At 63.0% G+C, this 11,921-nt stretch carries 4 protein-coding genes and 1 pseudogene; 3 read left to right on the plus strand and 2 right to left on the minus strand.

Annotated elements, in window-relative coordinates; genetic code table 11:
* The gene (locus tag XF30_RS07885; protein ID WP_035997612.1) at positions 1 to 1,200 is read left to right on the plus strand and encodes an ABC transporter substrate-binding protein; all 1,200 of its coding nucleotides are present in this window, start codon (positions 1 to 3) and stop codon (positions 1,198 to 1,200) included.
* A gap of 160 nt (positions 1,201 to 1,360) precedes the next feature.
* On the opposite strand, the pseudogene XF30_RS39930 reads toward XF30_RS07885, so the two are convergent.
* Both XF30_RS39930 and XF30_RS07895 read right to left on the minus strand, forming a co-directional pair.
* A pseudogene (locus tag XF30_RS39930) lies at positions 1,361 to 2,475 on the minus strand (lysozyme inhibitor LprI family protein).
* Between the two features lie 177 nt (positions 2,476 to 2,652).
* The gene (locus XF30_RS07895) at positions 2,653 to 3,384 is read right to left on the minus strand and encodes a transglutaminase-like cysteine peptidase (protein WP_109142367.1); all 732 of its coding nucleotides are present in this window, start codon (positions 3,382 to 3,384) and stop codon (positions 2,653 to 2,655) included.
* 620 nt (positions 3,385 to 4,004) lie between these two features.
* Here XF30_RS07895 and XF30_RS07900 point away from each other — a divergent pair.
* Both XF30_RS07900 and XF30_RS07905 read left to right on the plus strand, forming a co-directional pair.
* A complete protein-coding gene (locus XF30_RS07900) occupies positions 4,005 to 9,413 on the plus strand; it encodes a VCBS domain-containing protein (RefSeq protein ID WP_109142368.1) in 5,409 nt (1,802 codons plus the stop codon).
* A 142-nt stretch (positions 9,414 to 9,555) separates the two neighbouring features.
* Positions 9,556 to 11,787 carry a CHASE2 domain-containing protein gene (locus XF30_RS07905; RefSeq protein ID WP_109142369.1) on the plus strand — a complete coding sequence of 744 codons (2,232 nt, stop codon included), beginning with the start codon at positions 9,556 to 9,558 and terminating at the stop codon, positions 11,785 to 11,787.
* Positions 11,788 to 11,921: the final 134 nt, after the last annotated feature.

Genomic DNA, 11,921 nt, shown 5'->3' on the forward strand with positions numbered 1-11,921 from the left:
ATGTCGAAATCGTTCAGCGCATTCGGCCTTGCTGTGGGTGCCGTGGTGCTCACCTGTCTGCCGGCCGCAGCGCAAACCAAGGTCACCAACGAGGGCATCTCGGCAACCGAGATCGTCATCGGCACTCACCAGGACCTGTCAGGCCCGATCAAGGGGTGGGGCGTTCCGGTCGCGAACGGCATGAAGATGGCGGCCGAGGAGATCAATGCGGCCGGCGGAATTCACGGCCGCAAGATCCGGCTGGTCGTCGAGGACAGCGGCTACGATCCGAAGAAGGCCGTGCTGGCGTCGCAAAAGCTGATCGAGCGCGACAAGATCTTCGCGATGGTGGGGCCGATGGGATCACCGACGGTGCTCGCCGCGCAAGACATCCTGTTCGATGCCGGTGTCCTGCAGCTGTTCCCGCTGACGGCGGCCGAATTCACCTTCAAGTTCGATCCGGCCAAGCCGCAGGAGCGTCTGAAGTTCAACAATTTGCTGCCTTATGTCGAGAGCACGCGGGCTGCGGTGAAATACATGATCGAGTGGAAGGGCTTCAAGAAGCCCTGCATCATGCATCAGGACGACGAGTACGGTAAGAACGTGCTCGATGGCTTCAATCAGCAGCTCACTGCCATGAAGGCGCAGCCGGCCTCGATCACGAGCTACAAGCGCGGCGCCTCCGATTTCAGCGCGCAGATCGCCAAGATGAAGTCAGATGGCTGCGACCTCGTCGTGCTCGGCACCGTGCTGCGCGAGACCATCGGGGCGATGACCGAAGCCAAGAAGCTCGGCTGGGACGTCACCTTCCTCGGGGCCACCCCCACGAACGTGATGGAGGTTCCTGCGCTGGGCAAGGACGCCGTCGAGGGTCTCTATGCTGCCAGCGGCTTCGAGATTCCTTATGAGGACACCGCCAAGGGCAAGGTGAAGGATTGGCTCGTCAACTACAAGAAGATGTTCAACGCCGACGCCAACACGCAAGCCATCATCGGCTACAATGCCATGATGACTTTTGCGTTCTATGCCAACAAGGCCGGCAAGGATCTCACCGGGCAGAAGATGCTCGATGCGCTCGAGTCGGGCGAGAAATTCCTCGACATCTTCAACTCGCCGCCCACCAAGTTCTCCAAGACCGACCACCTCGCCAACACCATCACCCAGGTGCAGCAGGTCAAGGGCGGCCGCTGGGTGCTGGTGAAGGACAATCTGATGTTCTGATGCTCTTCGCCTCTCCCCGCGCGCGGGGAGAGGCCGGAATTTGCGCAAGCAAATTCCGGGTGAGGGGGACTCTCCGCGAGTCCGTCTCTCACCGTCTTTGCCGAAGCAGCCCCTCACCCCGACCCTCTCCCCGTAAGAACGGGGAGAGGGAGAAGGGCCCCTACGATCCTCCGCCCGCGGTGCCCGAATTCACCGGGGCGAGCTCGTCTTCCCGGCAGCGCCAGCCGTCGGCGGCTTTGACGAAGGCGAAGGTTCGCTGGACCCTCAGCCGGCGCGTGACGTTGAAGACGTCTGCTGGGCGCGTCTTGTTGCCGGCTCCCTGCTGCGGCCGACCCGTCGTGGCGTCCCAGCAGGTGCCGGTGCAGATGGAGGCGATCCTGCTGCACACGGTGAAGGGAGCGAGCACGGCCATTTCGATTTCGCCCGTGACCTGTGCCTCCTGGTCGGTCACCTGGCTGTCGAGCGCATAGACGCGGTTGATGCGCAGGAAGTTGCCGCAGGAATTGGCCGCATGAATCCGCGCGGCGCAGAAATCGACGGCGTCGGCGTCGGGAATGCGGGCCGCGACCTGCCGGCCGAACACTTTTTTGGGATCGCCCTTCGCGGCGCGGATTTCATCTGTCTTGCGCTTCAAATGGTCGGCGAGACAGTCCTCCGCGGATTCCAGCTCCTGCAGCGGCACGTTCTCCTTGCCGACCAGATTGCATTTGCGGTCGCGCTCGCGCGTCCACCGTCCATATTCGGCGAAGGCAAAGCGTGCCGCAGTCGGGTCCAATTGCCGATCAGGCCGAGCACCTGGCCGTTGAGCTCGGTTTCGGCAAGCGTCAGCGAGGGGTCTGCGCAGATCACCGCGCCCGCAGCAGTGTTGGCCGCAAGGCAGTCGAAATCCGGATCGCGAACGATCGCGGCGCGCTCCTCGGTGACCTTGAGCAGGCACGCCTTGACCGTCTCGAATTGGTCGGGGCGGATCGCGGTCTGGCCGACGATGCCGCAGCTGAGGTTGCGTTGGCGGACCCAGATCGCATTCTCCTCGATAGCGGGCAGGCGATCCGGCAGGCGGGCGAGCCGCTCCTCGATCGCGATGCTCAGCTTCTCGGCGGCGGCGGCAAGCGCGGCATCACCGCAGAACAATTGGTTGCCGGGGTCGCGAATCGGCTGGCAGTTGTTCCTGGCAAACAGCGGCAGCCTGTCGGCGATCGCGCGGTCGGATTGCGCGGACGCGGGCACCGCCGGCAATGCCAGCAGCGCAAGCACAGACAGCACGATGAATCGCATTCCAAGTCGCCCCCGCACGGAAGGCGCCATGCTAGCGTCTGGTCTTGCGCGGTGAAATGGGTTTGTGGGGACGAGCAGTGGAAGGTCTGTAGCCCGGATGGAGCGCAAGCTTAATCCGGGGCCGGTGCGAGTGGTAAGAGTCCCGGATTTTGCTGCGCTCTATCCAGCTACGAACAATCAACGTGCCTCGGCGGCCGCCATCGAGACCTGCACCGGCTCGTCGACATATTTCAGCACGGCCGACTGGTGGAGCACGAACAGTGGCTGATAGCTCCGCGTCGCGTCATCCTTGACCATCGCCATGCGGCGATTGTCCAGCATCAGCCATTGCCCGTCGAGCTTTGCCGCGGCAATTGCGTGCGCCTCGCCGGCCCTGACGTCTCGCACCACAACGATGCGGAGGTCCTCAGAGGCAATTCCCGCCAGCCGCAACGCGGCCAGCTTGGCGATGGCATAGTCCTCGCAATCGCCGGTCCCGCGCGCGAAGGTCGAAAGCGGCGAGCTCCAGACGTCGTCGGTGCCATCATTGGCGGCATGGATGGCGAGATTGATGGCGCGGTTGACCTCGCCGAGCCGCGCGCGACCGTCGCGGGCGCGGGCGTGGTCGACTATGGCGAGCAGCTCGAGCGCTGCCGGTGAAGCGCAATTGTCCCGGTCGCCGTCACACAGCGCGAGCTGCACCATGTCGTCGTCGAGCTTGTCCTTCAGCACGAACCATCTCTGCTGCAGGCTACCGGACGAGATGGCGAAGGCGAACACGCCGAACGGTTCGGCGGATTTGCGCACTAGGACGCCGGCGCCGGGCGACAGCAGCGTGCCGGCGCGAAGCTCGGCGGCCGATCCGAGCAGGATCAAGCCGCACATGACAAGGATTGCGCGCCAGGCGCGCGAGCGAGCAGCGGTCTCCATCTGACATCCCCTTCCCAGGCTTCACGAGATCCCCCTCGATCTCGACGTGCCGGGCTTTGTTGCTTTCGCGGAGATAGTGCGAGACGGGCCGTTTTGTTCTGCTTAACGCGCCCGGCAGGGGTTCCAAAACCGGGTGACAGGCTGAAATGGGCCTACCGAAATTGCGTAAAATTTTACGATTCGCCGGCTAGGAGGTGTCGCGTTGCCGCGAAATGGAGCCAATTGCAGACACAGGTTGTGGCAGTGCCGAATCTGGGTCCTATGGCTAACAACCCCCATTTCATGGGGTTCTGTTAGATAGGTCACAGATTTAACTCCGTATTTGCCGCAGGATGCTGCGGGAGCTCGCGAAGGAAAGATGATGAAAGTATCTGCTTCGTAACTATACAGCAGGTTACTTTGGATGACTGGAAATGCGTGGAAACAGGCTGAATTCGACATACGAATATTTGAGGAATTACTTTCACTCCTCTGTCGCGGCGCCACGCCGTGGGGCCTTCCGGGGCCAAGTGATGCGAAATCACACAAGCAATAGATGGTATCGCTAAGGACTTGCTAATGCTATGCAAGCTTAGGCGGTCGATACTTACTTAAATTTTAACCCTTTATACGGTGCCCGGTTGAATTACGCTGGCCAATTTGACGGCGCGATTTCTTTGGACGGCCAGGGTTCCCGCTCGCCCGTCGGGGCAAATATCGATTCTTTTACCGCAAAGGCGAACGGTCACGCGCCCGACGGCGCGTTCGTCGTTCCCGACCCCAATCTGATCTTCAACGGTGAGTTCAAGCGTGCCGGGCTCGACCTTGTGCTGTCCCACGACGGTCATGAGTTCGTCGTTCACGATTATTTCAGGGGCGACAAGCGCGCCGCGCTCGCTTCGCCCGACGGTGCCCACCTCAGCGGCGACGTCGTCAACGCCCTCACCGGCCATGTCCAGGTTGCCCAGGCCGCGCCCGGTGCCGGTGCGGGCCAGGTCATCGGTCACGTCACCAAGCTCGTGGGAAGCGCGACCGCGATCCGCAACGGCGTCTCGGTCATCCTGAACAATGGCGACAACGTCGAGAAGGGCGACGTGGTCTCGACCGGGGCCGACTCGACGCTCGGCATCACCTTCATTGACGGCACCGTGTTCGGCCTGTCCTCCAACGCGCGGATGGTGCTGAACGAGATGGTCTACGACCCCAACGGGTCGAACAATTCCTCGCTGCTCAGCCTGGTCGCGGGCACCATCACCTTCGTCGCCGGCGAAACCGCCAAGCGCGGCGACATGAAGGTCGACACGCCGGTCGCCACCATGGGCATCCGCGGCACGGCGGTGCTGACCCAGATCAACTTCGTCGTTCCCGCCGGCGGCGGCGATCCGCAGCCGCAGGCGAGCTTCCAGGTGCTGGTCGAGCCGAACGGCACGACCGGCTCCTACATCCTGTTCGACAAGGTCACGCTGCTGCCGATCGCGACGGTCAACCAGGCCGGCCAGATGATCCAGATCAGCGGCGGCAACGTCTCGATCACCAATGCACTGATGTCGCCGGAGGTGCAGAAGCTGATCACGGACGTGTTCACGCTGAAGTTTACCGACAACAACACCAACACCAAGCTGACCACGAACTACACCGATACGATCACGCCGTTCGGCTATGAGGTGTTACTCAAATCGTCGTCCGGCCCTAGCGCCACCGCAACATTCGTCAATCTCAATCCGCAGGGATCGGAGACGCCCACCACCTCCACGCCGCTCATCGTACGCATTCCCGGCCAGCCGATCGCGCAGAGCTTCGACGCGAGCGGCAACGTGAAGACGGCGTTCGCGTTGACGGAGCGTGCGGACACGACCGGCGACACGCGCGCCGACACGATTTCCGGCGTGATCAGGTTCGTCGATCAGAACCTCGGCGACCGGCCGACGGTGAGCATCAGCCTCGCCGAGGCGCCGAACTACGTCTACAAAACCGCGGGCCAGAACGACGTCACCGGCTCCCTCTCGGAGCTCCAGAAGCAGGGCATCGCGGCGACGCAGATCCAGATCAGCGTCGTCCCCGACCCCGCCAACAACAACAACGGCTCGGCGGTCTGGACCTACACGATCCCCGACCACGTTTTCGACTTCCTCGCGGCCGGCGAAACCCTGACGCTGACCTACATGGTCCGCGTCGACACCAATTTCACGGTGAACCCCGAGTCCAGGTTCATCCCGATCACCATCACGATCACGGGAACGAACGACAAGCCTACCGTTGCGACGTCAGGCGGCACCGTCGTCGAACAGGTCGGGACCGGCAACGAGGCGCTGGACATCATCACGGGCACGGTCACCTTCACCGACGTCGATCTGACGGACCGGCCGATCGTGAGCGCGGCGCTCTCGTCCGTCGAGCCGTTCAAATATCTCGATGCCGAAGGCAACGATATCACCGCATCCCTGACGCCGGAGCAACTCGCGGCGATCGCTGCCGTCAAAGTGCCGCTGACCGTGGTTCAGGGTGCCGGAAACAGCAACAACGGCACGGCCACCTGGACCTACAGCGTTCCCGACCATCTCTTCGACTTCCTGGCCGAGGACGAGAAGCTGATCCTCAACTATGTGGTGCAGGTCGATGACGGGCACGGCGGCGTCGTCAGCACGCCGATCACCGTGTCCATCGACGGTGCGGACGTCAATGTCGAGGGCACCAACGACGTGCCGACGATCGTCGAGGACTCGACGACGCCCACCGGAGAAGTGACAGAGGATACGGCGGCAACCCTGACGGCGAACGGCACCGTCGCCTTCAACGACCCCGATCTCACGGATACGCACACTGCCAGTTACGTCCTGAAGTCGACGACGTCGAACGCGCATCTGCCCGGCTTCGGCAACGGCACCTCGCCTATCGGGACCTTCGCGCTGACCGCGGTGAGCGAGAGTCCGGGTGTCAGCACGCGCGGATCAGTGGGCTGGACCTTCACGCTCAACGACAACGATCCGGTGCTGCAGTCGCTGGCCGAAGGCCAGACCATCACCCAAGTCTACACCGTGACCGTCGACGACCATCACGGTGGCACCGTCACCCGGGACGTCACGGTCACCATCACCGGCACCAATGACACGCCGACCATCACGAGTGATGCAGACGCTGCAAAGGGCAGCGTCACCGAGGATGCCTGCGCGACGCTGTCGATCGAGGGCACGCTCGCGATTCAGGATCTCGATCTGATCGACACCCACACCGCGCAGGCCGCATTCAAGTCGGCGACGTCGAACGCGCATCTGCCGGGCTTCGATGGTAATGCGCCGCTCGGCACCTTCACGATCGATTGCGAGGTCGCGGAGTTCAACACCGATACCGACAACAGCGCGACGCTGGGCTGGCACTTCAGCCTCGACAACGACAATGCGGTGCTGCAATCGCTGGCGCATGGCCAGACCATCACCCAGGTCTACACCGTCACCTTTACTGACGATCACGGTGCGCAGGTCTCCCAGGACGTCACTGTCACGATCAACGGCGCCAACGACGCGCCGACGATCACGAGCGATCCCGAGGCGGCAACGGGTGCGGTTACCGAGGATGACGGCGCCTCGCTGACGACCAGCGGTACGCTGGCGATCCAGGACGTTGACCTGATCGACACCCATACGGCGCAGGTGCAGTTCAAGTCATCGTCCGTCAGTTCGGCTCTGCCGGGATTCGAGGACGACAGCACGAATATCGGCACCTTCTCCATCGGCGCGGTGTCCGAATCCAACGCCGACACCAGCACCGGCGCGACGCTCGACTGGCACTTCACGCTCGACAACAACGATCCCGTGCTGCAGTCGCTGGCGGAAGGGCAGACCATAACTCAGGTCTACACCGTCACCTTCAAGGACAATCACAACGCGACTGTCACGCAAGACGTCACCGTCACCATCACCGGCACCAACGATGCGCCGACCGTCTCCTATGTGACGTCCGACTACATGAACTTCGACGGTGCGACCATCGCGGTCGGCGACGTACCGACGATCGCCACCGACGACGTGACGCTGGACGGCTGGGTGAACTGGAACGGAGACGCTGCCTCCGCCAGCCAGGTCTTGTTCTACAATGGCAATACCTCGACCACCGGTTTCGGCCTCATGGGCACTGTCATCAGCGGCAAGCTGGAGATCGCGATTCTCGAGGGCGGCGTCGAGATCCAGGATACCGGCTTCGCGCTTACTGCGGGGCAATGGCATAACCTCGCCTTGACGCGTGACGACGGCATCTTCACGCTTTATGTCGATGGCAACGCCGTCTATTCCCACAGTGGCGGCGTCAACGCGATCGCTGGCGCTCAGGAGCCGTCCTACATGATGATCGGAGCGGCGAGCGGCAGGTACGCTCCGGGCTTCGGTACGCAAGGCTTCACCGGCTCGATCGCCGATGTCAGCGTCTGGACCACCGCACTCACGCAGGCGCAAATCCAGTCGTACGACTTCACCGCGCTCACCGGCAACGAGGCCAATCTGGCCGCCTATTATACGCTTGGCGACGGCAGCGGGAGCACGGCCTCCAACACGGTCAACCCAACCAAGAGCCTCGCCATTGAAGGTGATGCGGATTGGGCCAGCGGGACCTCCGGGCCGGGCGGCGCATTTGCCGATCTGACGGAGACCAATGGCGGCCAGCTCTCGCATGGCGTGCTGGCGGTCTCCGACGTCGACGCGACCGATCACGTCACGGTATCGGTCGATGCGGTGCAGGTTAAGCTCGACAACGTGTTGCAAACGGGCAGCGTCGGCGGGCTGTCGCATGCCGATCTCCTGAACTATCTGACCGTGCCGTCCGGCGACATTCTCAACGGCACGGCGACCCACGCCCAGTTTACCTGGCAATTCAACTCGGCCGGCCAGGCCTTCGACTTCCTCGCCGCCGGTCAGACGCTATCGCTGCAATACACCATCGTTCCGTCGGATGCTCAGGGCTTTGGCACTAGCGCGGTCGTGACCATCAACATCACCGGCACGAACGACGCACCGACGCTGTCCGATCTCCACATCGGCCCGCTCACGGACACCGCTGACGACGACACCTTCTCCAATCTCACCGGGCAACTGGCGGGGACCGACGCCGACAGCGGTGAGACGGCGACGCTGACCTATGCCGTCCTCAATTCAGATCACCAGGCGGCCACGACGGTCGCGGGACTCTACGGCTCGCTGACGGTCAATTCCAACGGCAGCTATAGCTACGTTCCGAATGATGCTGCGATCAATGCGTTGGCGGACGGATCGTATGTCGATACGTTCACGGTCCAGACCACGGATATCCATGGTGCGACCGACACGGCAACGCTCAAGGTGAACGTGACCGGTGCGGACGACGGTGCGGGCCCGGTCATCAACACCGAGAGCTTCCAGGTCGAGCACATCACCGAGAACAGCAACGAGATCATTACCGACCTCGTCGTCATGGACGCCGATCCCGGCGCTGCGACGGACACTTTCACGGTCACGCTGTCGACCGCGAATCCGGACGTCAGCCTCGCAAGTGTTTATCCGACGACCGGCACGCTCGAGCAGATCAACACCGCCCTCGCGCAAGGCGCGGGCATCGTCTACGAGCCGACCGGCGCTGATCCCGAGGCGGGACTGCCAGCCACCGATCAGATCACGCTGACCGTTGCCGATTCGGCGGGCCGCTCGGACACGGTGAACTTCATCTTCGTCGAAGGAGCCGAGAGCCAGGGCATGACCCTGCAAGGTACCGCCGGCAAGGACGTCATTTTCGCGACCGAGTCGAGTGATACGCTGATCGGCGGCAGTGCCAAGGATCAGTTCGTATTCGCACCGGCCTCGTCGCAGGATTCGGTTCAGCACACCGTGAATGATTTCGAGTACGGCCTCGACAAGCTCGACCTGCGGCAGTTCAGCGGCATCAGCTCCTTGAACGACCTTGCCCCGACCGCCGCGCAGGATGGCGGCACGTTGCTTACGCTGGATAGCCACGAGACGATCCTGCTCAAGGGTGTCGCCGTCGCGAATCTCCAGTCCAGCGATTTCATCTTCGGCACTCACGTCGGCTAGTGGAAGCAGGCGGCGCTTCCGGTTTGCACCTCGACCGCGGCAAAAAATCCATAATCCTCAGCACTCGGGGAATAGCCAATCGCACGCCGACGCTTCATGATCGGTGCGCCCGGCATGATCTGGGTCAGGAAGTCTGACTGGCATGAAGCGTTTCAAAATCCTGCGGCGGTGGTTTGCGCGGAAGTTCGGCCTTGCGCGGCTGATCTGCCTTGCGCTGCTGGTCTTGTTCGCGGGCGCGCGCCTGTGGGATCCGCCGCCGATCCAGGAATTGCGGCTGCGCACCTTCGACATGTTTCAATTGATCGATCCGCGCGAGAAGGCGGCGCGGCCGGTCGTCATCGTCGATATCGACGACAAGAGCCTCGCCAGGCTCGGCCAGTGGCCCTGGCCGCGCACGCGCATCGCCGACATGGTCCAGAACCTCACCAACAACGGCGCGGTGGCGATCGGCTTCGACATGGTCTTCTCCGAAGCCGACCGGCTCAACCCGGATCAGATCGCGAGCCAGATGCGCTATCTCGACGACGCGACCCGCGCCAAGCTGCGTGAGCTGCCGAGCAACGATCAGATCCTCGCCGACGCGATCAAGCGCTCGCTCGTCGTGCTGGGCGAGACCGGGCTTCCGGAGGTCTTGTCCGAGCTCGACAAGTCGCTGCCGTTCACGGGGGTGGCCACGGTGGGGGAGGACGGGGCCGAGCGTTTCCTGTTCGAATTTCCCGGCTTGCTCCGCAACGTGCCGGTCATCGAGAGGGCCGCGGCCGGCCGCGGCCTGTTCTCGATCCGGACCGAGCGTGACGGATTGATCCGCCGCGTGCCGATGATCATGCGCGCCCAGGGCAACATCATGCCCTCACTCAGCCTCGAGATCCTGCGCGTCGTCACGGGCACGCCGACCCTGCTGGTCCGTACCGATAAGACGGGCATCAAGTCGATCCGCCTCAAGGGTTTGGAGGTTCCGACCGACAAGAACGGTCAGCTCTGGGTGCACTATGCCCGCCGGGATCCTTCGATCTACGTCTCCGCGGTCGACGTGCTCGACAATGCGGTGCCGCCCACGAGGTTTGCCGGCAAGCTGGTGCTGGTCGGCACTTCCGCGGGCGGCTTGAACGACATCAAGACCACGCCGGTGTCCCGGGCCATGCCGGGTGTCGAGATCCATGCCCAGGTGCTGGAGGGCGTGCTGAGCCGCGCGGTGATCTCGCAGCCGAACTATGCCCTGGGCGTCGAGCTGATCGCGGCGCTGATCATCGGCCTGCTCGTCATCATCTTCACGCCGAATCTCGGCCCCGTCCGCCTCGTGCTGGTGGGCGCGGCCTTCGCGGCCATCCTGATCGGCGTGTCCTGGTTCTCCTACACGCAGCACCGCTATCTCATCGACTTCACCTATCCGCTGCTGTCGACGACCGCAGTCTACCTGACGCTGATCTTTGCGAGCTTCGTGCGCGAGCAGCGTCAGCGCGTGCAGATCCGCGGGCAATTCGCGCAATACATGTCGCCTGTGCTGGTCGAGCAGCTGGCGCAGTCGCCGGAAAAGCTCGTGCTCGGCGGCGAGGAACGCGAGATGACGATCATGTTCTCCGACGTGCGCGGCTTCACCACGATCTCCGAGAGCTACAAGCACGATCCGCAGGGGCTGATCGAGCTGATGAACCGCTTCCTGACGCCGCTGACCGACGTCATCATCGACCGCAAGGGCTATATCGACAAGTACATGGGCGACGCCATCATGGCGTTCTGGAACGCGCCGCTCGACGACGCCGAGCACGAGATCAACGCCTGCGAAGCCGCGATCCAGATGCTCGAGCAGATCGACGAGGTCAACAAGGAGCGCGAGCAGGAGGCCGCCGACGGCGGTCACGTCTATATCCCGCTCAATGTTGGCATCGGTCTCAACACCGGCATCGGCGTGGTCGGCAACATGGGGTCCGACCTGAAGAAGAACTATTCGGTGCTCGGCGACAGCGTGAACCTGGCCTCGCGCCTCGAGGGCCAGTCGAAGGCATACGGATTTCCGATCATCGTGGGCTCGCGCACGGCACTCGCCGCCAAGGAGAAATTCGCGATCCTCGAGCTCGACTTCATCATGGTTAAGGGCAAGACCGAGCCGGAAGTGATCTACGCCATCGCCGGCCGCGAGGACGTGATGCATTCGGCCGCGTTCCAGCGCCTGCGCAACATCACCATCGAGATGCTCGGCTGCTACCGCAGCCGCGACTGGCAGGGCGCCCTGGATGCCATCGAGCGCGGCCGCAAGAGCGAGGACGCCGACACGCTGGAGAAGCTGTTCAGGCTTTACGAGGCGCGGATCAAGGATTTCCAGATCGATCCGCCGCCGGAGGGCTGGACCGGCGCCTATGCCCTGCTGACCAAGTAGTCGTCACGGTCACCGCTCGTGCAGGGTGGGCAAAACATAGCATGCCTACCATATGCAGGTGCATCGAGGTAAGTATGGTGGTGGGACGGCGCTTGGCGCCTCTGCCCAACCAAAAGAAAAAAGGGCGAGCTGAG

The organism is Bradyrhizobium sp. SUTN9-2, assembly GCF_003122645.1.
Taxonomy (GTDB): domain Bacteria; phylum Pseudomonadota; class Alphaproteobacteria; order Rhizobiales; family Xanthobacteraceae; genus Bradyrhizobium; species Bradyrhizobium yuanmingense.